A 22,582-nucleotide genomic window follows, 5' to 3' on the forward strand; every position below is an offset into this window, starting at 1 on the left:
ACCGCACGGGCAAAGCCGAGCTCACGAAGATCAAGCGCATCGACGAAAGCGTCGACCACCCTGACCGGGTTGTGCTCGTCGACGAAATCCTCGAGCCGGTCAGGAAAGAGCGTCGCCTGACCACGATCTACACCTTCAACATAGCCGGCCATCAGCCACCTCCAGCCCAATGCCAAAGACTACCAGATCAATGACTTTTCACACAGCCTCGGCCGAAAGGAGTCGGTCCAAATTGGAGTGACAGACCGGAAGAGCAGCCGGTTTCTCACGTTACACATAAGCAGCGAGCGTCGTTCGATTGGCTGCGGCGCCGTTTGTCGGAATCTGCGTGAAACGGGGTCCGACCGGGCGGCTGTAGCGCCATCCGGCCCGGCTCGCCCTGTCGGCGAAGTCGCCCTGGCCTCAACGCGCAGCGAGCGTCGTTTCGAAGAATGTCACAACGGACCGATTGAAGTCCTTGTGAAAGGCGACGCGGTCGAACTCGGGGGCGTCCTTGCAGAATTGCGGCGGGCCAAGGAGACCGCACGGCATCAGGAACGAATAATGGGTCGCGCCCGCCACATTGTGGAAGCTAGGCGGGTTTGGCAGCAGTCGCCTCACGGTTCCGGCGTTCGTCGCATAAGGCACGATCTGATCGTCGGCACCGGCCCAGAGTTGAACCGGCGCCTCCACGGCCGACAGGCCCTCGGGCTCGAAGGTGAAGCCCAGTCCCGGGGCGGCCAGCACCGCGGCGGCGATCCGGCGATCGTGCGTCCAACCCGGAGGACCCGGATTGCGAAGGGGGGGTCCCGCCCTCCGCAGCTTGCAGACGAACTCGGGACGCTCGGCGCAGTGTTTCGAGACCCGGCCGAGATCGGGAACGCCGCCCATGACGATCAACGCCGTTGTCGCCCCGGCGGAAAGGCCGAACACGCCCACCCGCTCGCCGTCCAGCCGAGCATGATTCGTCCAGGAGTCGGTCATGAAGTCGGTGACACGGCTGATGTGACGAGAGCGGTCGACCAGCCAATCGGAGGTGCCGACCGCGCTGTCGTCGCGGAAATTATCACCCGTATGTGTAGGCGCGGCCACCACGAAACCGGCCTCGGCCAGGGCCAGGGCCGTATCGACGTGGCTCATGCCTCCACCGCCCGTGCCGTGCGAGATCACCACCAGCGGTAAGGCCGTTCCCCTTACGGGTCCTTGGGAGGCGACCCGCAGGGCTGTCGAACCGAGAAGGACGAAGCCCGGCTTGGCGTCGGTAGGATACCAGACGTCGACCGCTATCGGTGTGTGGCCGGGGTCGGGGACCGCGACCTGCTGGAAGGCGACGGGTTTCGAAGGTCGAAGCGCGGTAGCGAAGAGGTAGGCCGCGAGAGCTGCAACGACCAATATGATAACGCCGGCAACTGCCCCGATGATTTTCAGCGTCAGCTTCATGGAATAGACCCCCCGGCCCGAGCAAGCCGCGACAATAACAGAGCGGAGGCGGCGCCAGAATATGTTTTTTTCCCGTTCATTGACCGACTTCGTTCTGGACTTCAGCCGGCGATCGGGCGTCGACCGCCCAGCAGGCGGCGATGAAGCGAACCTCGGCTCCTTGCACGAAGGGATCGAAGGCGGCCCGGACCGTTTTGATGACCTGCGCGCGCGTCCGCTCGTCCGCCTCGTCAAGGACCCGGCCGAGCGGGCCAAACCGGGTGAAGTAATCGACCAGCTCGCCTTCCCGCAGGGTGCAGGCGATGTCGATCGGCCGGATTTCGATCGCCGCCCATCCGCTTTCCTCAAGGATTCGGTGGATGCGGTGTCGATCCGCGAACGCGAATTGTCCGGGCGCGCCCGGATGACGGGCAGGGATGTTCGGAAGGAACGGTGCGGCCGCGCGCTCGGCCGTCGTCATGAACGGGTTTTCGGCGGCGCCGCGCCAGGCGAAGAACCGCAGCTCGGCGCCATCCCTGGCGGCATGCCTGAGGTTTCCAAAGGCCGCGACAGGATCGTCGAAGAACATGACGCCGAAGCGCGAGATGATCGTGTCGAAGCTTGCGGGTTCGAAGGGGTGGACCTGGGCGTCGGCGCGGATGAACTCGGCGCGCGCGCCTTCCCGTTCGGCGCGCGACCGGGCGGTGGCGATCATCGGACCCGAAATGTCGACCCCGACGCAGCTACCCCGCCGGCCAAGCCGCCGCGCAACGGCGAGCGTCACGCCGCCCGTGCCGCAGCCGACGTCGAGCACATGATCTCCGCGGCCGGCGAGGACCGCGTCCGCGAGCAGCGCCTCAATCGGCCTGAACAGGCGGTCGATCAGCCCCTGCGCCTCCACCCAGGCGTGCCCGCCCTGGCCGTTCCAAAGCAATTCCTGGTCGTTGTGGGCCTGGTTCGCGGTGTCCAAAATCGTCTCCTTTGTCTTGCCTTCGAGAATCGGAAGTCGCATTGTGCCACTTCAAGCCAACTTGAGGTCAAGAGGGTGCGGGATCTGGATATTGCGGAGGTGGCTCAGCGCTCCGGCGTGCCTGCGTCGGCGCTCAGATACTATGAGGAGAAGGGGCTGATCGCCTCGATCGGCAGGCGCGGCCTGCGCCGGCTGTTCGATCCCGGGGTGCTGGAACAGTTGGCGCTGATCGGGGTGGGGCGCGCCGCTGGCTTCTCGCTCGACGAGATCGGCGGCATGTTCGCGGCCGACGGGCGAGCGAGCATCGACCGGCGGATGCTCGCGGCCAAGGCGGATGAGCTGGACATGACGGTACGTAGATTGAGCGCCATGCGCGATGGGCTGCGACACGCCGCGGTCTGCCCCGCACCGAGCCACATGGAATGCCCGAAATTCCGCCGGATACTGAGAAAAGCGGCCTCGGGAGGGCCGCCACAACGGCGCGGGATCAAGCGAAAGCCAGCAATCGGGTACGCGTAGGCATGTTGCCGAGCCGTGCGTTCGGGTGTTCGAGCGCTGCGGAAATGTGGCCCTTCGACAAGGCTCAGGACGGGCTTGCGCGGCGGCCAAGGCGCCGCTACATGCCGCCCCGAGTGGGCGTGTAGCTCAGTGGTAGAGCACTGTGTTGACATCGCAGGGGTCGCAAGTTCAATCCTTGCCACGCCCACCATTTTTTCCCCCTTTGAAACCCGAATGATCGTTCGCCCTGAAGAGGAAGCCGACGAGCCCGCCATCCGGGCCCTGCTCAAGGCGGCCTTTCCCGGGCCGGACGAGGCGCGGCTGGTCGACCGGCTGCGGGCGGACGGTAGTGCGGAATTGTCGCTGGTCGCGGTCGATGGCGATACGATCGTCGGCCACATCCTGTTCTCGCCGATGACAGCCCCGTTCCGCGCCTTGGGCCTGGCGCCGGTGGCGGTCTTGCCGGGCCGGCAGGGGGAGAGCATCGGCAGCGCCCTCATTCGCGACGGTCTCGCGCGGGCGACGGCGGCCGGATGGGAGGGTGTGTTCGTGCTGGGCGAGCCGGAATATTATCGGCGCTTCGGTTTCGATCCCGCCATGGCGAAGGAGTTCTCGTCGCCCTATGCCGGGCCTTATCTGATGGCGCTGTCGCTCGACGGAAAGGCGTTGCCTGTTACGTCGGGACCGATCGACTATGCGCCCGCCTTCGCCGATCTGGAATGAAGGGACTGGTGCCGAGTGTCCGACTCGAACGGACGACCTACCGCTTACAAGGCGGTTGCTCTACCAACTGAGCTAACTCGGCCCATGCCCCACATGCTTCACAATACGCCGAAGGTCCAGCCCTCGGTGTGGGCTATATGGGGGGTGAGGCCGGAAGGGTTCCAGTAGCGGGGGTCGCCGGCGATACGGCGGAGGCCGGCGGCGGCGATGAGCACGTCGGTTTCATGGTCGTTGGGTTCGCGCGCGAGCTGCGCGGGCCGGCTGCCGAGAGCGGCCAATGCCTGATTGAGGGTGTCGAGGCTGCGGACCTTGCGGCCGCAAAGGCCGGCGAGGCGGATGAAGACGCGGGTGTAGATTTCGACGACGAGGCTGCCGGAGGCGGGGAGGCGGTCCATCGGCCAAACGGGCACTCGTCCCTGAAGGCGGTGGAGGAGGCGCATGCCGGCGAAGCTGGCCTTCGCCACCTGCGCGGCACCGATCGCGTCGTAGAGGGTCGAGGCCTTGCCGCCACCGCCGGCATTGAAAGCATGCTCGCAGACGCGGTGATGGAGGAAGTCTGCCTTTATCCCGTCCGCCGCGCCGAAATAGAAATGGCGGCGGTGGTGCTGTTCGAGGAAGCTCGCGGCGCCTAGATCCTCATCTCCGCAGAGGGCGTCGACATAGGCCCACAAGGCTCTGGCGTCCTCGGGTGCCGCCTCGCCGGGGAGATAGGCGCCGCGCTCCACGATCGGCGGGGCGTAGCTGAAGTCGAAGCCGTAGAGCGTGGGAGTCTCGCTCGCGGTTTCGAGCAGCCATTCGAGAACTTCCGTGCGGGACCAGGGCCTATGCCGTTCGACCAATCGGGGCGTGGCGTCTCCGCTGTCGCAGATGGCGACCGCGATGCCCTTGTGCCGCCGCCCCTTGGCGCCGGACCAGTCGATGGCGGCGAAGCGTTGAAAGCGGTTCATGAGATAGGGCGCGTCCACGAGGGACGCGCCCTATCCAGTTTTCCAGCGTCAGACCAGCGGCGGTTGGTCGTCGCTCAGCGGCTTGGGGTTGCGCGGGCGGGACGGCGCCTTGGGTACCTGATTGCCCGCCGTCCATTGCTCCAGCAACTTGTGCGCGGTGGGGCGACCGCCGAGGCCGAAGGCGAGGGCGCAGGCGACCGCGGCCGAACCGATGATCGAGGCGAAGGCGATGATCACGATCTCGTTGGCGAGGCCCATGAAGCGAAGACCCATGGCGACGGCGAGCGCGATGATCGACCATTTGAGAATCGCCGGCAACCAGCCTTCCGTCCCGGCGCCGCCCACCAGCCGCGAGACGATGCGGGCGATGATCACGCCGGCGAGGATCATGCCGGTGCCGAAGAGGATCTTAGTGCCGAGCTCCAGTGTCTGGGCGAGCATGATCGCGATGATCTGCGAGTTGAGGAGCTCCGCCGCCTTGATCGCGAAGAAGATGAGGATCGCGATCATGACGATGGTGCCGACCGTGCGCGACGGCGTGGTGTTTTCGGACCTGAAGCCGAGTGCGTTCACGGAGCGGTCGAAGCCCATGGACGGGAGAATCTGCTCGATCGCCTGTTTGGCGAGCTTGCCGAGGAAATAGCCGATCGCGAGCAGGATAGCCGCGCCGACGACGTTGGGGATGGCGTCGAGGATAGTGCGCAGCATCTGGGTCGCCGGGCCCGAGATGGAGGAAATCTGGAGTGCCTCAAGCGCCGCGATCGTGAACGGTATGATGACGAGGAAGAAGGCGATGAGGCCGATCGACCGGCTGATCGACGGCTTGGCGGCGACGGTGGGCGGCGTCGGGGGCGTCGTCTCGGCGGGTGCCGGAGGAGCGGTGCCGGCGCCTTCGACAAGCCCCGTCCGTCGCAGCCATCCGTCGGCGTTGGCGGCAAGGAGCGAACCCTCGACCACCCGCTGCACGATCCGGGCGATGACCAGGCCCAGGAAGAAGAGCAGCCCGGCGGCGATCACGTTGGGAATGAAGGCGAAGGTGTTGGTGGTGAGCTCGCGCACCGGCTCGAGCACCTGGCTGAGGCCGAGCGGCTGGAGGGCGAGGAGGATGCCGACCAGCAGGATCAGCCAGAAGGCTATGTCGCCGATAAGGCTGCCGACGGTCTTGCCCGGCTGCGCCTCCCGATGGCGCTTCAGGGCGGGGATCTTGTCCACCACCTTGGCGATCGCCCATTTGGCGGCGCGCGCCAGAATCCAGGCGATGAGGAGGATGGCGACGGCGCCGATGATGCGCGGCAGCCATTGGACGGCCTGATCCTGCCAGTAGGAGCCTTCGGGATAAGTCTGGTACATCGTCATTCCCCCTTGAATGATGTCGACGACACATCTTGTGCCGCTACCGAAAGAAATGCCTCAGCCCGGGGCTGGTTCCTCTCGTCCGTCACTCAAGCGCCGCGAGCGTGTCTCGCGTGAAGGCATCCAGGTCGAAACCGGTCCCCGGTCCGTCGTAGCCGCGGCGGACGATCACGATATCGCGCGAAGGCACGATCACCAGATACTGGCCCCGATTGCCGCGGCCGATATAGGCGTCCTGGGGAAGGCCGCTGTCCCTGGGGAAAGTCCAGAAGCCCGCGCCATAGCCATAGCCTCCCGCGGGCGGCTGGGCGGCCGCGTGCCGCGAGACATAGGCGCCCCAGCCGGCCGGCAGGATGCGCTCCTGGTTCCAGACGCCGTCGTTCAAATAGATGAGGCCGAGCCGGGCGAGATCGCGGGCGGTGGTCCAGACCTGGCTCGACAAGATGAAATTCCCCCTCCAGTCGGTCTCCGGGACGGTACGGGTCATGCCGATCTTCCAGAGCAGGTCGGTGAAGGGAAAAGCCAGCTTCTCCTCGCCTTCCAGCACCGCCCTCAGGCCGCGAATGGCGAGCAAAGTGTCGTTGTTGGCGTAGCGCCAGCGCGTGCCCGGGGCCGCCTCGATCGGCCAGGCGACGGCCTGCTCGGTCACCGCCGTTCCACCGAAATAAAGGGCGTCGGTCCGGTTGCCGGCATGATCGCTGTGAAGGCCGCTCGCCATACGGAGCAACTGGTCGGTCGTGATCGCGGCGCGGGGATCTCCGGGCGTCCGCCATTCGGGGATGGGGGCGGGCGCATCGATGTCGATGAGGCCTTGCTGGACGGCGGCGCCGATCAGTGTGGCGGAGATGCTTTTCGCGACCGACCAGGTGCGCTGCGACGTGTGCATGTCGAAGTCGCCCCGATAGCGTTCGGCGACGATCTTGCCGTCCTGGAGGATCAGCACGGCCGTGGTTTCGCTGCCCTGGCCGTAGGTGCGGCGGTCGAAAGCGGCTTCAATGGCTTTGCCGAGGGCCTTTGCGTCGCCATCGGGCCGTGCCGTCGCATTGCGATCGCCATTGGGCCAGGGAAGGCGGTCCGATCGATCGATCGCCGGGTTGACCGACAGGCGCGGCAGCAGCGAGGTGCTGGCCGGATCGGCGCCGATCGAAAGCTGCGCGCATCCGAGATGTGGCCGCCAGGCGGCGACGCGCGGCGGCAGCGTCTCGTCGAAGGCGACGCTCACCGTCTTTGCTTCTCGGTCGATGTCTGCCTTCAACTCCGGGATGAGCGGCTCCAGGCTTGTATAGGTGCGCTGGAGATCGTCGCGTTCGACCTGCTCCACGGTCTGGCCGGCATTGAACAGGTCGCTGCACAGGAAGGCGGCTTTGTAGCCGGCCGCGAGGGCCCGGGTGTAGGGGTCGCTGTCCCGGGCGGCGGCAGGAGCGGCCAGCAGCAGTGCCCCGGCGAAAGCCGTGGTCCAGAAATAGCGCCCGACTGGACCCCGGCTTTCGCCGGGGAACGTCTCACTTACGAAGCTCCGCGCGCCGCTCCTCCCACCAGGCGAGGCGTTCGGCGATGCGCTTCTCGAAGCCGCGGTCGACGGGGGTGTAGAAGGTCTCAGGCTCCATTTCCTCGGGCCAGTAATTGTCGCCGGAAAAACCCTCCGGAGCGTCGTGATCATATTGGTACCCCCTGCCGTAGCCGACCTGTTTCATGAGTTTGGTCGGCGCGTTCAAAATGTTCTTGGGCGGCATCAGCGAGCCCGTGTCCTTCGCCGAGCGCCACGCCGATTTCTGCGCCATGTAAGTCGCGTTCGATTTGGGGGCGGTCGCGAGATAGAGACAGGCCTGGACGATGGCGAGCTCGCCCTCGGGCGATCCGAGGAAGTCATAGGCGTCCTTGGCGGCGAGGCACTGGACCAAAGCCTGTGGATCGGCGAGGCCGATATCCTCCGACGCGGCGCGGGTGAGGCGGCGGAGGAGATAGAGCGGCTCCTCGCCCGCAACGAGCATCCTTGCGAGATAGTAGAGCGCGGCCTGCGGGTCCGAGCCGCGGATCGCCTTATGGAGCGCTGAGATGAGGTTGTAATGCCCCTCCCGGTCCTTGTCGTAGACCGCCACCCGGCGGTGCAGGAGGGCGGAGAGGGCGGCAGGGTCGAGGGGCTCCTCTATCTCGATCGAGAACAGCGTCTCCGTCTGATTGAGCAGGAAGCGGCCGTCGCCATCGGCGGTAGCGACCAGCGCGTCGCGCGCCTCCGGCGTGAGGGGGAGGGGCCGGTCCATCAACGCTTCGGCGCGATCGAGAAGCTGGCCGAGAGCCTTCGCGTCGAGCCTGTTGAGGATCAGTACCTGCGCGCGGGATAGGAGCGCGGCGTTGAGCTCGAAGGAGGGGTTCTCGGTCGTCGCTCCTACGAGGACCACCGTCCCGTCCTCGACATAAGGCAGGAAGCCATCCTGTTGGGCGCGATTGAAACGGTGGATTTCGTCCACGAACAGCAGGGTCTGCTTGTCGATGCGAGCATGCTCCCTGGCCTCGGCGAAGACTTTCTTGAGATCGGCTACACCTGAGAACACCGCCGAGATCGCGACGAAGCGCATACCGACCGCATCGGCGAGCAGCCGCGCAATGGTCGTCTTGCCGGTGCCGGGCGGTCCCCAGAGGATCATTGAGGCGAGCTTTCCCGCCGCCACCATTCGACCGATGGCACCGTCCGGGCCGGTCAGATGATCCTGGCCCACCACCTCACCCAGCGAACGCGGCCGCAGCCGGTCGGCCAATGGAGCACTGGCCGACACCCCAGGCTGGGCGGGTTGTTCCGGTTCGCTGGCAAAAAGATCGGCCATATCATTCCTCTAACGCCGTTTTCGACGAGGTGAAAACGTCCTCAGATCGAAGGTTGACGAAAGACATGTCTAAGATATATCTTAGCTATGTTTTATTGATAGGAGTCGTACGATGGGAATGCGTTTCAACTGGAGCGATTGCGGACCTCGCGGTGGAAAAGGATTTCCCGAGGCGTTGATCGGCCTCGCCGCCGCCAGCCGCGGATGGGGCGGACCCCGGGGGCCTGAGGGGTGGAGCTTCGAATGGGGCGGCGGACGCGGAGGCCGAGGCGGGCATGGGCGCCGGCACGGCCGCGCCCGGCGCATGTTCGAATCCGGCGAATTGAGGCTGGTGCTGTTGAAGCTGATCGCCGACCAGCCGCGGCACGGCTACGACCTCATCCGCGCGGTCGAGGAGATGACGGGCGGCGAATATGCGCCGAGCCCGGGCGTGGTCTATCCGACGCTCACCATGCTGCTCGACATGGGCCTGATCGAGGAAGCGGAGGCGGAAGGGGCGCGCAAGGCCTTTTCGATCACGCCGGACGGCGAAGCGGAACTGGCGGAGAAGGCCGAGGAAGTGGAGGCGCTGCTGGAGCGGCTCGCCGACCTCAAGCCCGATCGGGAGCACCAGGGTAGGCAGCCGATCAAGCGAGCGGTCGGCAACCTTTTGTCCGCGCTATGGCATCGCGTCTCCGACGAAGAGATGAACGAGGAGACGCTGCACGAGATCGCGGCGATCCTCGACGAGGCGGCGCAGAAGATCGAACGGCTGAAATAAGGGTCAGGGCACCGGGCTGCGCGGCTGGCGTGCGCCGGCCGCGCGCTGGCGGATGACGCGAATATAGGCGTCGACCAGGGCCTGGTTGACCTCGTCCCAGCCATAATGTCCGCTGACTTCCGCGCCGGCCCGTCCGGCCGCGAGCCGGGCCTCCTCGTCCGTGCAATAGCGGGCGAGTGCGTCGGCGAAGGCGTCGATCGCGCCCGGCCGGATCAATCGTCCGGTGACGCCCTCGGTGACGAGGCTTTCACTGCCCGTCGCGATGGCGGCGACGACCGGCAGTCCGGTCGCCATAGCTTCCAGGGTCACATTGCCGAAGGTCTCCGTAACCGACGGGTTGAACAACATGTCCATCGAAGCGACGGCGCGGCCGAGGTCCGGACCCTTCTGGAAGCCGACGAAGACCGCCTGGGGCAGCCTTTGTTCGAACCAGTCGCGGGCAGGGCCTTCGCCGACGACCAGTACCTTGTGCCTTACCTGGCGCTTTTCGAGGTGCTCGATCGTATCGGAAAAGACGTCGAGACCCTTTTCCATCACCAGCCGGCCAACGAAGCCGATCGCCGGCACGTCGTCGTCGATGCTGAGGCTCCGCCGCCAGGCGAGATCGCGCTGGCCGGGATTGAATATCTCTCGATCGATGCCGCGGGTCCAGATGCCGACGTCGTAGTTCATCCGCTGCTCGCGGAGCAACTGGGCCATCGAATCGGAGGGCGCGAAGATGGCGTCGCAGCGGCGATAGAAACGCCGGAGGGCGGCCTCGACGAGCGGTTCCAGGAAGGCGAGGCCGTAATAGCGCGGATAGGTCTCGAAGCGGGTGTGGACCGATGCGACCACCGGCAGGTCCATCGTGTGCGCCAGGGTGACAGCGCGATGGCCGAGCATTTCGGGGCTCGCAATGTGGAAGATGTTCGGCCGAAAGGCGCGTATGTCCCGCTTCACCGAGGGAGGAATCATGATCGGAGCATGATATTCGGATCGGCCCGGGATCGGGATGGAGGGGATGCTGACGAGCTCGCCATTGGCCGGGAAGGCGGGCTCGTCGACGGTCGGCGAATAGATGCGGACCGCGGCGCCCTGGCCGAGGAGATATTCAACCAGACGGTTGAGCGCCTGGTTGGCTCCATCGCGGACATAGTTGTAGTTGCCGCTGAAGAGGGCAATGCGAAGGTCGGACGCGTCCATCCGCGTTCCGTTAGCGCCTCCCCGACGAAAGGCCAATGGACCGGTGGACCGGCGTGCCACGGACGCTAAGAGGGGCCATGGCCCATATGCTCACCGATCCCGCCGCTCCGGCCGCCGCCGCAATCGATTTCGACCAGTTTCTCGCCGTCGACATCCGCGTCGGTACGGTGGTGGGTGTCGACCCCTTTCCGGAAGCGCGCAAACCAAGCTGGAAGCTCCGCATCGACTTCGGTCCCGGCATCGGTATCAAGAAATCGAGCGCGCAGATCACCCAGCATTATAGCGCGGACGACCTGATCGGCCGTCAGGTCGCCGCGGTCGTCAATTTCCCACCGCGCCAGATCGGGCCGTTCATGTCCGAGGTGCTGACCGTCGGGTTCGCCGACGAGCGGGGCGCGGTGGTGCTGATCCGGCCGGACAAGGAGGTTCCGAATGGCGCACGACTCTTCTGAGCGCGTGCGGATCCAGGGCGGCTGCCACTGCAAGGCGGTTCGCTTCGAGGCGGACGTGGAGCGGGTGGCCGAGATCCTCGATTGCAACTGCTCCATCTGCTCGATGACGGGCTTCCGCCACCTGATCGTCCCGCACGGCGATTTCCGCCTTCTCCGTGGGGAAGACAGGCTGATCCGCTATCGCTTCGGCACCGGCGCGGCCGATCATCTCTTCTGCGGCGCTTGCGGCGTCAAAAGCTTCTATCAGCCCCGCTCCCATCTCGAGGCGTGGAGCGTCAATCTCAATGCGCTCGACGATCCGGCGGCGCTGAAGATTGCGGCCCGACCGTTCGATGGGCGCCATTGGGAGAGCGCGAAAGCGGCGCTGGACTGACGCCGCCGTGCGGCCAATTCCAAGAACCATCGCTCCCCTGACTCGTTGGTCTTGCGTCAGAAGGAGACGCATAATGGCATTCACTCTTCGAAGCCCCGCCTTCGCGGGCGATGACCGCATTCCGCATCGCTTCGCGCGCGACGGCGCCAACCTTTCACCGCCGCTGGAGTGGAGCGATCCGCCTGAAGGGACGCGCAGCTATGCGCTGATCGTCGAGGATCCGGACGCTCCCAGGGGTATGTTTCGGCACTGGGCAGTCTTCGACATCCCGACCGACAAGCGCCGGCTGGACGAAGGCCAAGGCGCACGCGGCACGGAGCTTCGCCAAGGCGCCAATGACTTCGGCAATCCGGGCTATGACGGGCCACAGCCGCCCGAAGGGCATGGCACGCACCACTACCATTTCCGCTTGGCCGCGCTCGATACCGACCATCTCGATGTCGCGCCGCGCGAGCGAGCAGAAGCGGTCTGGGCGGCGGCAGAGCCGCACATACTGGCCGAGAGCGAAATCGTCGGGACGTTCGAACGCTAGCCTTAGGCGAGCAGCGGCAGTCCGGCGACCGCCTGGGCGAACACGGCCAGTGTCAGCAGCGCATAGAGGGCGCCACCGCCAAGCGTGACGGTCCAGAGCGTCGGAACGGCGAAGTCGCGAGCCAGCCAGGCCATGAGCGGGAGGGCCTGCTGAGCATGGATGCCCAGAAAATGGGCGACGCGCAGATCGCCGCCTAGGCCGTTCCAGCCGAACAGCGGCAGACCCGATCCCTCCGGGCCGACGGCGTGGCCCGCCTGCGAGCTCATATAGCCGCCCAGCCCGCCGCCGAGGACGAAGGTGAGGAGGAGGCCGATGACGACGGCGGCGACGAACGGCGGCCGCAGCCCCTCTGCGGGCCGGCGGCCTATCTCCCAGGCGAGCGGCAAGGTGGTGCCGACCAGAAGCACGGCGAAGAGACCCATCAGGCCGTACATGATGGAATAGAAGGGCGTGCTGTTGTTGAAGTGGGAAGCAAGGCCCTGCGAAGCCTGCCAGCAGATCCAGGCGAGCTCGAAGGTGCCGGCGAGGACGATGAGTGCAACCACGGCCCGCATGGGACGGGAGCGCCGGCGTTCCTGGCGGACATAGCCGAAGAACCAGGCGGCGGTGAGCGAGAAGACGCCGACCGAGACGAAGAATTTCGTCGGCTTCACCCAGACATTGACGCCGTCCACCAGACGGGTGTCGAAAATTTGCGCGGCGGCCGTGACGAGCGCGAGCAGCAGGAAGGCGGCGCCATAATAGGTCAGCGTCCGTTGCCGTTCGGCAAGCAAGGCCAGGATCGAAGGCGCGGCGGGTGCGAGGGCGGCGATACTAGCCATTGGCGGTCTCCAGATTGGGGCGCGCGGGCAGCGCAAATCTAACGACAAGGAAGAGAAGCAGGCCTGCTGGCCCGACCAGGAAGGTGAGGGCGAAGCAGGGGATGATGAGGAGCACCGGCACGCCTTCAGCGATGCCGCGCCGCGCGATCCACGTGCCGACGAACAGGTCGAAGGCGAGATAGTGAAGCCAGCCGGCCGCGAGGGCGGCGTCGTTGGCGAACAGCGCCCGTACTTCGGCGATCGATCCAAAGCCGCCTCCTTTGGCCACGGCGAGGCCTTCGGCGATGAGCACGATATAGGCGACGGCGAAAAGCGAAGGGATGACGAGCCCGGTCGATCGCCAGACCGGCTTCCGCACCGTCGGCAGGAACAGCGACAGGATAAGCCCTAGCCATCCGGCCATCGCGGCCAGGCCGGCGAGGGAAAAGGCGCTTTGTGGATCGATCACTTGCAGCTCCAATCTTAACGGTGCATAGATGCCATATGAACGATGATCTAAACAGTGTCAAGACGGTGTCGCCAGGCGAGCGGAGCTATCACCATGGCGCCCTGCGGCCGGCGCTCATTCGGGCGGCGGTGGAGGTGTTGGCCGAACGAGGCCCCGACGGCTTCAGCCTGAGAGAAACGGCACGCCGCGCGGGGGTGTCGCCGGCCGCGCCGGCGCATCATTTCGGTGATGCCCGCGGGCTCCTGACCGCGATCGCGACCGAGGCCTTCCGCGATTTTGGCGATGCCCTGGCGGCCGCGGATAAGGGCGCGGATCGCGCAGCGCGCATCCGTGCCCAGGGCGTGGCCTATGTTCGCTTCGCGCTCGACGACCCCGCTCGTTTCCACCTGATGTGGCGGAAGGCTTTATTGGACACGGCCGACCCGGAGTATGCGGAGACGGCCCACCGCGCCTTTCTCCTCCTCGATGGCGTGGTTCGTGGGGAGGAAGCGGCGCTGTCGGTTTCCCCCCGAGATCTCGCACTCGCCCCCTCCATCGCCTGCTGGTCGATCGTGCACGGCTTCGCGATGCTCGCGCTCGACGGGACTTTCGGCGACGAGCCGCGTGCGGCGGAGCGGGCCGCGGACGCATTGCTGCCGCTGGTGCTCGATCACCTTGCCATCTGACCCGCTTGCGGGTCGCCCGTCACGCGGCCTAGAACATGCGAAAAATGCGGGGACGGTGCATGGCGACGGCGGTGGCGGACGATTATGTGGTGGATCCGAAGCGGGACCGGCTGGTCATCGTCGCTTCGTCGCTGGGCACCGTCTTCGAATGGTATGATTTCTTCATCTATGGCACGCTCGCGGCGATCATCGGGCGGCTGTTTTTCCCGGCGGGGAACGAAACGCTCCAGTTCCTGCTGGCGCTCGCTTCCTTCGCGGTAGGGTTCGGTTTTCGGCCGCTGGGCGCCGTGCTGTTCGGCTATCTCGGCGATCGGCTGGGGCGGAAATACACCTTCCTCATCACCATCACCCTGATGGGTCTCGCCACCGCGGGCGTGGGGCTGGTGCCGAGCTATGCCGCCATCGGGGCGGCGGCGCCGATCATCCTCATACTGCTTCGCATCTGCCAGGGACTGGCGCTGGGCGGCGAATATGGCGGCGCGGCCATCTACGTCGCCGAGCATGCGCCCCGGGACAAGCGCGGCCATTATACGGGATTCATCCAGGCGAGCGTGGCGGGCGGCTTCGTGCTGAGTCTCATCGTGGTGCTCGGATCGAAGCTGCTCGTGACCGACGCGCAGTGGGCGGAGTGGGGGTGGCGCATCCCGTTCCTCTTCTCACTGCTGCTCCTCGCCATTTCGCTGTGGATGCGGCTGAAGCTCAACGAAAGCCCCGTCTTCCAGGCGATGAAGGCCAAGGGGACGCTCGCCCGCAATCCGCTGAAGGAAAGCTTCTCCACCCGCCGCAACGTGAAGCTCATCTTCGTCGCGATGCTGGGCATTGCGGCGGGGCTGACCGTCATCTGGTACACGGCGATGTTCCAGGTGCTCTATTTCCTCCAGAACGCGCTCAAGGTGAACGACACGACCGCGCAGCTTCTCGTCGGCGCGGGCGCGGCGGCAGGGCTGTTCTGGTTCGTCTTCTTCGGCAAGCTGTCGGACAGGGTGGGGCGCAAGAAACCGATCGTGATCGGCTATGCCGCGACTCTGCTTCTGCTCTTCCCGCTGTTTCACATCATTGCCGGCGCGGCCAATCCCGGCCTCGCCGAGGCGTCGCGCCGGGCGCCGATCGTCGTCGCGGGGCCGGACTGTAGCTACAATCCCTTCGCCACCAAGGGCCAAGCCAACGAATGCGGACGGCTGCTCGACTATTTCTCGAAGAAGGGCGTCCACTATACGAAGGCCGAGGCGTCGGAGACGGGCGTCAGCATCGGTGGCGCGCTGGTCGCCGACACCAGCCCCGAGAGCCTCGATGCGGCGCTGGCGGGGGCGGGTTACAGCTTCGAGACGGTGAAGCCGGGCGCTGGGGACATCGCCATCATCCTGCTCGCCATATTGGCGCTTGGCGCGCTCTCCGGCGCAACCTATGGCCCGGTCGCGGCGCTGCTGACAGAGCTTTTCCCCAGCCGCATCCGCTACAGCTCGATGTCGATTCCCTATCATATCGGCACCGGCTATTTCGGTGGATTCCTGCCCTTCATCAGCCAGACCATCATCGCCAGGACCGGCGATCCCTTCTCCGGCCTCTGGTACACTATGGCGGTGGTCGCCATGGCGCTGGTGGTGACTGTGCTCTGGCTCCCCGAAACGGCGGGGAAGGCGTTGGACTAGGCACGAAAGGATCGTTATCGGCGCGGTCGTGATCCAGCCCCACAGCCCGCTCCGCCTCACGATCGACGGCAACGCCCTGGTGTCGAACTGGCGGTGGCTCGCGCGCATGAGCGGTAGCGCGGCCTGCGGCGCGGCTGTGAAGGCTGACGGATATGGCATTGGCGCCCGCCAGACGGTGCGGCATCTCGGCGACGCCGGCTGCCGGGACTTCTTCGTCGCCACCTGGGCCGAGGCGGAGGAGGTGCTGCCGCATGTCGGCGAGGCTTCGCTTTCGGTCCTGCACGGTCTGGCGGAGGAAGATATCGCGCACGCCGCCGCTTCGCGAGCCAGGCCGGTGCTCAACACTCCGCTGCAGGTGAAGCGCTGGCGGGAGCGCGGGAAGGGCCGGCCCTGCGACGTCATGGTAGACACCGGCATGAATCGCCTCGGCCTTTCGGCCGCCCAGGTCGCTGAAGGGCTGCTGGAGGGCCTCGATGTCGATACGCTGCACAGCCATCTCGCCTCGGCCGACGAGGATGGAGCAATGAATTCCCGCCAGCTCGAGACCTTCATGGCGGTGGCGGCGAAGGCGCCCGCCAGGCGCCTCAGCCTCGCCAACAGCGCGGGCATCTGCCTCGGGCCGGATTATGTCTTCGATCTCACCCGGCCCGGCCTTGCGCTTTATGGCGGCGTGCCCCGCCCGGAGGCGGTGGGAAATATCCAGCAGGTGATGACGGTCGAGGCGCAGATCGTGCAGAGGCGACGGATCAGCGCGGGCGACACGGTAGGCTACAACGCGACCTTCACGGCGGATCGGGAGATGGAGCTCGCCATCCTCAATGTCGGCTATGCCGACGGGTATCTCTGCCGATTTTCCAATCGCGGGCGGGCGAGACTGGGCGATGGCTTCGGCTCGGTGATAGGGCGAGTGTCGATGGACCTGACCGCCATTAGCGTGGACGACGCGCCGCAGCTTGCCGAAGGCGACTGGGTGGAGCTGGATTTCGACCTGCCGAGCGCCGCGGGGCAATCAGGTCTTTCCCAATATGAGTTGCTGACCACGCTCGGCGCCCGCTATCAGCGCGTCTGGTCATGACGGAAGCGATGAACCCGATACTGGCTTTCTTCGTAGCGGTGGGCGCCTTCGCCATTGGTCTTTTCGCCACGGTCGGACGGGTGACGATCTTCGCCTGGCGAACGATCGTTCGGGCCTTGGCGCCGCCTTATTATCCGATACGGTTGCTGGAGCAGCTACTGCTCATCGGCTGGTTTTCGTTGCCGGTGGTGGGACTCACGGCCGTCTTCACCGGTGCCGCGCTGGCGCAGCAAATCTATGTCGGCGGCTCCCGCCTCAACGCACAGTCAGCGGTGCCGGCGATCGTCGTCATCGGCATCGTGCGCGAGCTGGGTCCAGTACTGGTCGGCCTGATGGTGGCCGGCCGCGTCTCGTCGTCGATGGCGGCGGAGATCGGCACCATGCGCGTCACCGAACAGTTAGATGCGCTGGCGACCTTGCGCACGGATCCCTATCGCTTCCTCATCGCGCCGCGGCTCTTCGCCTCCGTCATCGCCCTGCCGCTGCTCGTGCTGATCGCCAACGCGATCGGCATCTTCGGTGGCTATCTGCTCGCGGTCTACAAGCTCGGCTTCAAAGCTACATCCTATCTCGAAACCTCGCGCGAGTTCCTCGAAAAGGACGATCTCGTGATGTCGCTGGTGAAGGCGGCGGTGTTCGGCTTCTTCGTCGCCCTGATGGGCTGCTATCACGGCTTCCGCTCCGAAGGCGGCGCGGCCGGCGTCGGCAAGGCGACGACGAACGCGGTGGTCTCGGCGCTGGTGCTGATACTCCTCGCCAACCTCCTCATCACCATCATGGCGTTCGGATGACCCAGCCAAAGATCGTCCTCAGCGACGTCGCCAAGAGCTTCAATGGCACGGTCGTGCTCGATGCAGTCAATCTCGAGGTGGAGAGCGGGGAATCCATCGCCGTCATCGGCCAGTCCGGCACCGGCAAATCGGTCCTCATCAAGTGCGTTCTCGGCCTCCTTCGCCCGGATTACGGCTCGATCCTCGTCGATGGCGAGGAACTGGTGGGGGCGAGCGAGGGCAAATATGCTCGCGTGCGCAAGAAGTTCGGCATGCTGTTCCAGGGCGGCGCGCTGTTCGACTCACTGCCGGTCTGGCGCAACGTCACCTTCGGCCTGACGCAAGGTCGCTTTCAGAATTCGGCCAGGATGCGGGCCATCGCGGAAGAGAATCTGGAGCGCGTCGGTCTCGGCCGCGACGTCCTCTACCTCCGCCCGTCCGAGCTTTCCGGCGGCATGCAGAAGCGCGTCGCCCTCGCCCGCGCCATCGCGCCGCGACCCGAAATCCTCTTCTTCGACGAGCCGACGACCGGCCTCGATCCGATCCGCGCGGACGTTATCAACGATCTTATCGTCAGCCTCGTCGAGGACGCCGGCATCACCGCCGTCACCATCACCCACGACATGGCGAGCGCCCGCAAGGTCGCCCATCGCGTGGCCATGCTCCACGGTGGCCGCATCATCTGGCACGGCCCGCGCGACCGCCTATACGATAGCGGCAACCCTTATGTGAACCAGTTCGTTCAGGGAAATGCCGAGGGGCCGATCCGCTAGCGCCCCCGCAGCCGGGAGAGCCTTTGGCCACCATTGCCCACCTTTCGGACGTCCATTTCGGTCGCCACGACCCCGCCGTCGTCGCTGCGCTCGAAACCTGTCTGATCGAACGTCGGCCCGAACTGGTGGTCGTGAGCGGCGATTTCACGCAGCGAGCCCGCATCGACCAATATGAGGAAGCTTGCGCTTTCGTCGACCGGCTGGAGGCAGGAGGCCTTCCTGTGCTCGGCGTTCCCGGCAATCACGACGTGCCCCTGTATGACGTCGTCCGCCGTTTCGTGCGACCCTTGAGCCGGTACCGCCGCTACATCGACGAGGAGCTTTGCCCCTGGTTCGAAAGCGAGCGATTGGCGGTGCTCGGCATCAACACGGCGCGCTCGCTGACCATCAAGGACGGGCGCATCAACCGTGACCAGATGCGGATCATCCGCGACCGATTCAACGCGGTGCCGGAGGCGAAGACCCGCATCCTCGTCACCCACCATCCGCTGTTCGCCATGCCGATTGGCGAAGAGGAAGGGCTGACCAAGCGGGTGGGACGGCACGAGGATGCGCTGCTCGCCGTCGCCGATGCCGGAGTACATATCCTGCTCGCCGGTCATTTCCACCGAAGCTATGTCCGCTCGGCGCGGGACATGGTCGAGAATGCCGGACCGGCGCTGGTCATACAGGCCGGCACCGCCACCTCCACGCGGCTTCGCGCCGATGAAGTGCAGAGCTTCAACTGGATTCACGCCCACCGCAACGACGCCATTGATCTGCAGGTGTTCGGATGGGACGGGCTCACCTTCGCCGGCGGCAGCCATGCCCGCTATAATTTTGAAGGCGACCGATGGCATGCCGCGGTCGCCGAGCCTGTGCAGGAATAAGGGCGGCCGAAGCCGCCCTTTGAGTTCGCCTATGTCGGGCACTTGGTAGGGCCTATGTCGGGCACTTAGTAGGGAACACCGTAATAGCCGTAGACCTGCTCACCATAGATGCGGTCGTAGGTCGGCTCGCTGCCGCGCTCATAAGAGGGCGCGCCTTCGAGCTTGTCCTTGTCGAGATCGACTGCGTAGCCGCCCTTTTCCGTGTCATAGGTGAGCACGTCCCAAGGCAGCGGATGGTAGCGCTCGCCCATGCCGAACAGGCCGCCGAAGCTCATCACGGCATAGCGGACGCGGCCGTCGCGCTTGCCGACCATGAAATGATGGACCGTGCCGAGCTTGTCGCCGTTGCGGTTGAAGACGGCGGTGCCGTCGACCTTCTCGGACGAAATCAGGTCATAGGTTTCGCTGCGCGACATCGTGTCGTCGTTGGTGTCGAAAGCCATTTCATCTCTCTCCCTTCATGTTGAAGTTGAAAGAAAATCAACGGCTCCCGCCCGGCATCGTTCCGGCGTGCGAGACAGCGCGGTCCCCGGTTCGGCTCAGTCGCGCTCGATGCACATTGCGATGCCCATCCCGCCGCCGATGCAGAGCGTGGCGAGGCCTTTTTTGGCGTCGCGGCGCTGCATTTCGTAAAGCAGGGTGGTGAGCACGCGGGCGCCCGAGGCGCCGATCGGGTGGCCGATAGCGATCGCGCCGCCGTTGACGTTGACGCGGTCCTGCTCCCAGCCGAGCTCCTTGCCGACCGCAAGCGCCTGAGAGGCGAAGGCCTCATTGGCTTCGATCAGGTCGAGGTCGGCTATGGTCCAGCCGGCTTTCTCGAGCGCGCGGCGGCTGGATGGGACCGGGCCTATGCCCATGATCGAGGGATCGACCCCGGCCGACGCCCAGCTCTTGATGCTGCCCAGGATGGTGGCGCCGCGTTTCTCCGCCTCTTCGCGGCTCATCAGGACGAGCGCGGCGGCGCCATCGTTGAGGCCGGACGCGTTAGCGGCGGTGACCGTGCCCTCCTTCTTGAACGCGGGACGCAGCCCGGCAAGGGCAGCCACCTCGACGCCCTCGCGGATGAACTCGTCCTGCTCGACGAGGGTGTCGCCCTTGCGGCCCTTGACCGTCACAGGTGCGATCTCGTCCCGGAAGCGGCCTTCGCGCCGCGCCTTCTCGGCCTTGTTCTGCGAGGCGGTCGCGAACGCGTCCTGGTTCTCGCGGGTGATCTGATATTGCTCGGCGAGGTTCTCGGCGGTGATGCCCATGTGATAGCCGTTGAAGACGTCGGTCAGGCCGTCCTTGATCATCGTGTCGACCAATTCGAGACTGCCCATCTTCTGGCCGCCGCGCATGTTCTGGGCGTGGGTGGAGAGGCTCATGCTTTCCTGGCCGCCGGCGACGACGATGCTGGCGTCACCGGTCTGGATCGCCTGCACGCCCAGCGCGACCGCGCGCAGCCCCGATCCGCAAACCTGGTTGACGCCCCAGGCCGGGACTTCCTTGGGAACGCCCGCTGCCATAGAGGCCTGACGGGCCGGGTTCTGGCCTTGGCCCGCGGTCAGCACTTGGCCGAGGATGACTTCGGAGACGTCTTCAGCGGCGACGCCGGCTTGCGCCAGCGCGGCTTCGATTGCGACCCGGCCGAGCTCATGCGCCGGGGTGGTCGCGAAGGAGCCGAGAAAGGAACCGACGGGGGTGCGCTTGGCGGCGGTGATGACGACTTCGGTCATGGGAGTCTCCTCAGAAATGTTGCGGCGCACCTAGCACTCGCGGGCGGAGCGGGAAAGCCACGCGGCGAGCGGCTCCCACAAGTCGCTCCGCGCGCGCCCGCCCACGACCATGCCGACATGGCCGGACGCCAGATCCAGCCGCTCCCCTCCCGTGAACGCGCTGGAATGCGGCACGATCCGGTCCGTGGTCGAGACGATGTTCAAGAGGGGGGAGGGGAACCTCTCCGGCTCCACGGCGACGCCGCCCACGCGCCATTCGCCGGCGCCCGGAAGGTCCGCGCCAAGGAAGGCCTCGAACATCTCCCGCGCCGCCGCTTCGGGGAGGGGAGGGCCGTCATTGGCCCAGTCCTCCAGGCAGACGAAGGCGCGCGCCTCCGGCGTGCCCGAATCCATGTCGGCGAACGCCTCGAACTTGGCGACCGTGCGCGCCGGATCGAGGCTCCAGAAGGCGCTTTGCAGCACTTCCATCGGCAGCAGTCCCATCGCCGCCGCGGCCGGCTCGGCATCGTGCCAGAGGCGGCTGAGGCGGACGCGGGCCTCAGCCGGGAAGCCCGAAAAGCGCCAGGGGGCGGCGATTGTCGTGACGCTCATCGCGTCGCGCAGCGCGGCGGCGGCCATCGCCATCGTGCCGCCCAGGCAATAGCCGACCAGCGCCGGCTTCTCGCCCAGCGTTTCGATGAAGGGAAGGACGACCTCCTCGACATGGCCGGCGACGGAGAAACTTCGCCTCTCCTCCACATTCCAGCCCCAGTCGATCAACAGTGGCCGTAAGCCCTGCGTCGCCAGCCATCGCAGCAGCGACTTGTCCTCGCTCAAATCCAGGATGTTGGGCGGATTGATCAGCGAGGGGACGAAGAGGACCGGCAGGCCGCTGCCGCCATAATCGCGCAGCGTCGCGCCGTGGACGGTGGCGATGGCTGGCATCGGTTCGAGCAGAGGCTGGCGGGGCGCCTCCTGATATTGGCGAAGTCCCTGAAGCGCCTTCGCCATCCGCTCCGGCTTTGCCGCGGTCTCGCTGCGCAGCAACTCCAGGAAAAGCGGCAATGGCCGGGGCTTGTGTTGCGGTGCGGCAAGCTTTGGTGCTAGTGCGGAATCCTCTCTTTTCTGGGGATCAGGCATGGCGGCTTCGGCGCCCGGTGATACGGTCATCATCAAGAAATACGCCAATCGGCGCCTCTATAACACCGAAAGCTCGTCCTACATCACGCTCGAGCATCTGGCCGAGATGGTCCGGGCCAAGCGAGAGTTCAAAGTGGTCGACGCCAGGACCGGCGAGGACATAACCCACAACGTGCTGACCCAGATCATCATGGATCAGGAATCGAGCGGCAAGACGATGCTTCCCGCCAATTTCCTCCGCCAGCTCATCGCCATGTACGGCGATTCCATGCAAGGGCTGGTGCCGCAATATCTGGAGGCCTCGATGGAGGCGTTCCAGCGCAACCAGTCCCAGTTCCGCGACGCCATGACCGGCGCCTTCGCCAATCCGTTCACGGAGATAGCCAAGCGCAACATGGAGATGTTCGCCGCGGCGACCGGGGCGAAGCCGGGGAACGCCGCTGAGCCCGAGCCCGATACCAAGGCGGAGCTAGCCGAGCTCAAGGAGCAGATGGCGGCGCTCCAGCGGAAGCTGGATAAGCTGGGGGGCTAGAGCCGGATGAGATTGTGCTGAATCGATTTGGGATTCCCAAGGCGGCTTTGTTCTGATTCAACCTGCTGGCTGGTGAGGAGGCCAGCAGGGATGGCCAGGGCTTATTCGATAGACCTGCGCGAGCGGGTGGTCGCGG

General features: G+C 65.8%; 25 protein-coding genes, 2 tRNA genes and 1 pseudogene. 14 read left to right on the forward strand and 14 right to left on the reverse strand.

What is annotated here, in order from left to right:
• The 3 genes and pseudogenes from VIR62_RS11650 to VIR62_RS11660 all read right to left on the reverse strand — a co-directional run.
• Window positions 1-152: pseudogene (locus VIR62_RS11650) on the reverse strand (IS5/IS1182 family transposase); the annotation flags it as partial.
• Between the two features lie 250 nt (window positions 153-402).
• Window positions 403-1,419 (reverse strand): alpha/beta hydrolase family protein, encoded by a 1,017-nt coding sequence (locus tag VIR62_RS11655; RefSeq protein WP_431871465.1) that lies wholly within the window; start codon window positions 1,417-1,419, stop codon window positions 403-405.
• A 76-nt stretch (window positions 1,420-1,495) separates the two neighbouring features.
• Complete coding sequence (locus tag VIR62_RS11660) at window positions 1,496-2,410, reverse strand: class I SAM-dependent methyltransferase (RefSeq protein ID WP_431871467.1); 915 nt, start codon at window positions 2,408-2,410, stop codon at window positions 1,496-1,498.
• Between the two features lie 57 nt (window positions 2,411-2,467).
• Here VIR62_RS11660 and VIR62_RS11665 point away from each other — a divergent pair, with 57 nt between their 5' ends.
• The 3 genes from VIR62_RS11665 to VIR62_RS11675 all read left to right on the forward strand — a co-directional run bounded on the left by VIR62_RS11665 (window position 2,468) and on the right by VIR62_RS11675 (window position 3,589).
• A complete protein-coding gene (locus tag VIR62_RS11665) occupies window positions 2,468-2,887 on the forward strand; it encodes a helix-turn-helix domain-containing protein (RefSeq protein ID WP_431871501.1) in 420 nt (139 codons plus the stop codon).
• 115 nt (window positions 2,888-3,002) lie between these two features.
• A tRNA-Val gene (locus VIR62_RS11670) sits at window positions 3,003-3,077 on the forward strand.
• A gap of 23 nt (window positions 3,078-3,100) precedes the next feature.
• Window positions 3,101-3,589: a GNAT family N-acetyltransferase gene (locus VIR62_RS11675; RefSeq protein ID WP_431871468.1), complete on the forward strand. Its 489-nt coding sequence runs from the start codon at window positions 3,101-3,103 to the stop codon at window positions 3,587-3,589.
• Between the two features lie 6 nt (window positions 3,590-3,595).
• On the opposite strand, the gene VIR62_RS11680 is transcribed toward VIR62_RS11675, so the two are convergent.
• The 5 genes from VIR62_RS11680 to VIR62_RS11700 all read right to left on the reverse strand — a co-directional run bounded on the left by VIR62_RS11680 (window position 3,596) and on the right by VIR62_RS11700 (window position 8,711).
• A tRNA-Thr gene (locus VIR62_RS11680) sits at window positions 3,596-3,671 on the reverse strand.
• 16 nt (window positions 3,672-3,687) lie between these two features.
• Window positions 3,688-4,536, reverse strand: a complete 849-nt coding sequence (locus tag VIR62_RS11685; RefSeq protein ID WP_431871502.1) for a hypothetical protein — start codon at window positions 4,534-4,536, stop codon at window positions 3,688-3,690.
• A gap of 48 nt (window positions 4,537-4,584) precedes the next feature.
• On the reverse strand, window positions 4,585-5,886 hold the full coding sequence (locus tag VIR62_RS11690; protein ID WP_431871470.1) for a mechanosensitive ion channel: 1,302 nt from the start codon (window positions 5,884-5,886) through the stop codon (window positions 4,585-4,587).
• A gap of 88 nt (window positions 5,887-5,974) precedes the next feature.
• Window positions 5,975-7,489 (reverse strand): serine hydrolase domain-containing protein, encoded by a 1,515-nt coding sequence (locus tag VIR62_RS11695; protein ID WP_431871503.1) that lies wholly within the window; start codon window positions 7,487-7,489, stop codon window positions 5,975-5,977.
• Window positions 7,392-8,711 (reverse strand): replication-associated recombination protein A, encoded by a 1,320-nt coding sequence (locus VIR62_RS11700; protein WP_431871472.1) that lies wholly within the window; start codon window positions 8,709-8,711, stop codon window positions 7,392-7,394. Before VIR62_RS11700 ends, VIR62_RS11695 begins: the two co-directional genes overlap by 98 nt.
• Before the next feature lie 112 nt (window positions 8,712-8,823).
• Here VIR62_RS11700 and VIR62_RS11705 point away from each other — a divergent pair, with 112 nt between their 5' ends.
• On the forward strand, window positions 8,824-9,471 hold the full coding sequence (locus VIR62_RS11705) for a PadR family transcriptional regulator (protein ID WP_431871473.1): 648 nt from the start codon (window positions 8,824-8,826) through the stop codon (window positions 9,469-9,471).
• Between the two features lie 3 nt (window positions 9,472-9,474).
• Here VIR62_RS11705 and VIR62_RS11710 read toward each other — a convergent pair whose 3' ends face one another.
• A complete protein-coding gene (locus tag VIR62_RS11710) occupies window positions 9,475-10,653 on the reverse strand; it encodes a glycosyltransferase family 4 protein (RefSeq protein ID WP_431871475.1) in 1,179 nt (392 codons plus the stop codon).
• Between the two features lie 77 nt (window positions 10,654-10,730).
• On the opposite strand from VIR62_RS11710, the gene VIR62_RS11715 reads away from it, so the two are divergent.
• The 3 genes from VIR62_RS11715 (at window position 10,731) to VIR62_RS11725 (ending at window position 12,010) form a co-directional block, all read left to right on the forward strand.
• Window positions 10,731-11,105 (forward strand): tRNA-binding protein, encoded by a 375-nt coding sequence (locus tag VIR62_RS11715; protein ID WP_431871477.1) that lies wholly within the window; start codon window positions 10,731-10,733, stop codon window positions 11,103-11,105.
• On the forward strand, window positions 11,086-11,478 hold the full coding sequence (locus tag VIR62_RS11720; RefSeq protein WP_431871478.1) for a GFA family protein: 393 nt from the start codon (window positions 11,086-11,088) through the stop codon (window positions 11,476-11,478). The genes VIR62_RS11715 and VIR62_RS11720 overlap by 20 nt, the downstream gene beginning before the upstream one ends.
• A 73-nt stretch (window positions 11,479-11,551) precedes the next feature.
• Window positions 11,552-12,010: a YbhB/YbcL family Raf kinase inhibitor-like protein gene (locus VIR62_RS11725; protein ID WP_431871480.1), complete on the forward strand. Its 459-nt coding sequence runs from the start codon at window positions 11,552-11,554 to the stop codon at window positions 12,008-12,010.
• A gap of 2 nt (window positions 12,011-12,012) precedes the next feature.
• On the opposite strand, the gene VIR62_RS11730 is transcribed toward VIR62_RS11725, so the two are convergent.
• Both VIR62_RS11730 and VIR62_RS11735 read right to left on the reverse strand, forming a co-directional pair.
• Window positions 12,013-12,831 (reverse strand): hypothetical protein, encoded by an 819-nt coding sequence (locus tag VIR62_RS11730; RefSeq protein WP_431871482.1) that lies wholly within the window; start codon window positions 12,829-12,831, stop codon window positions 12,013-12,015.
• Window positions 12,824-13,279: an ABA4-like family protein gene (locus tag VIR62_RS11735; RefSeq protein ID WP_431871483.1), complete on the reverse strand. Its 456-nt coding sequence runs from the start codon at window positions 13,277-13,279 to the stop codon at window positions 12,824-12,826. Before VIR62_RS11735 ends, VIR62_RS11730 begins: the two co-directional genes overlap by 8 nt.
• A 35-nt stretch (window positions 13,280-13,314) precedes the next feature.
• Here VIR62_RS11735 and VIR62_RS11740 point away from each other — a divergent pair, with 35 nt between their 5' ends.
• From VIR62_RS11740 to VIR62_RS11765, 6 genes are read left to right on the forward strand one after another with little or no spacing between them, the layout of a single operon-like run.
• Complete coding sequence (locus VIR62_RS11740; RefSeq protein ID WP_431871484.1) at window positions 13,315-13,944, forward strand: TetR/AcrR family transcriptional regulator; 630 nt, start codon at window positions 13,315-13,317, stop codon at window positions 13,942-13,944.
• Window positions 13,945-14,003: 59 nt separating this feature from the next.
• On the forward strand, window positions 14,004-15,593 hold the full coding sequence (locus VIR62_RS11745; RefSeq protein ID WP_431871486.1) for an MFS transporter: 1,590 nt from the start codon (window positions 14,004-14,006) through the stop codon (window positions 15,591-15,593).
• Window positions 15,594-15,621: 28 nt separating this feature from the next.
• On the forward strand, window positions 15,622-16,668 hold the full coding sequence (alr, locus tag VIR62_RS11750) for an alanine racemase (protein WP_431871488.1): 1,047 nt from the start codon (window positions 15,622-15,624) through the stop codon (window positions 16,666-16,668).
• Window positions 16,665-17,459, forward strand: coding sequence for an MlaE family ABC transporter permease (locus VIR62_RS11755; RefSeq protein ID WP_431871490.1), 795 nt, complete (start codon window positions 16,665-16,667; stop codon window positions 17,457-17,459). The genes alr and VIR62_RS11755 overlap by 4 nt, the downstream gene beginning before the upstream one ends.
• Complete coding sequence (locus VIR62_RS11760; protein WP_431871492.1) at window positions 17,456-18,211, forward strand: ABC transporter ATP-binding protein; 756 nt, start codon at window positions 17,456-17,458, stop codon at window positions 18,209-18,211. The genes VIR62_RS11755 and VIR62_RS11760 overlap by 4 nt, the downstream gene beginning before the upstream one ends.
• A 23-nt stretch (window positions 18,212-18,234) precedes the next feature.
• Complete coding sequence (locus VIR62_RS11765) at window positions 18,235-19,080, forward strand: metallophosphoesterase family protein (RefSeq protein WP_431871493.1); 846 nt, start codon at window positions 18,235-18,237, stop codon at window positions 19,078-19,080.
• A gap of 65 nt (window positions 19,081-19,145) precedes the next feature.
• Here VIR62_RS11765 and VIR62_RS11770 read toward each other — a convergent pair whose 3' ends face one another.
• From VIR62_RS11770 to VIR62_RS11780, 3 genes are all read right to left on the reverse strand, one after another.
• Window positions 19,146-19,523: a PRC-barrel domain-containing protein gene (locus VIR62_RS11770; RefSeq protein WP_431871495.1), complete on the reverse strand. Its 378-nt coding sequence runs from the start codon at window positions 19,521-19,523 to the stop codon at window positions 19,146-19,148.
• A gap of 96 nt (window positions 19,524-19,619) precedes the next feature.
• Window positions 19,620-20,795, reverse strand: coding sequence for an acetyl-CoA C-acetyltransferase (locus VIR62_RS11775; RefSeq protein ID WP_431871496.1), 1,176 nt, complete (start codon window positions 20,793-20,795; stop codon window positions 19,620-19,622).
• A 30-nt stretch (window positions 20,796-20,825) separates the two neighbouring features.
• Window positions 20,826-21,839 carry an alpha/beta fold hydrolase gene (locus tag VIR62_RS11780; RefSeq protein ID WP_431871498.1) on the reverse strand — a complete coding sequence of 338 codons (1,014 nt, stop codon included), beginning with the start codon at window positions 21,837-21,839 and terminating at the stop codon, window positions 20,826-20,828.
• Window positions 21,840-21,912: 73 nt separating this feature from the next.
• Here VIR62_RS11780 and phaR point away from each other — a divergent pair, with 73 nt between their 5' ends.
• A complete protein-coding gene (gene phaR / locus VIR62_RS11785; RefSeq protein WP_431871499.1) occupies window positions 21,913-22,446 on the forward strand; it encodes a polyhydroxyalkanoate synthesis repressor PhaR in 534 nt (177 codons plus the stop codon).
• Window positions 22,447-22,582 lie beyond the last annotated feature (136 nt).

The organism is Allosphingosinicella sp., from assembly GCF_036570505.1.
Classification (GTDB): Bacteria; Pseudomonadota; Alphaproteobacteria; order Sphingomonadales; family Sphingomonadaceae; genus Allosphingosinicella.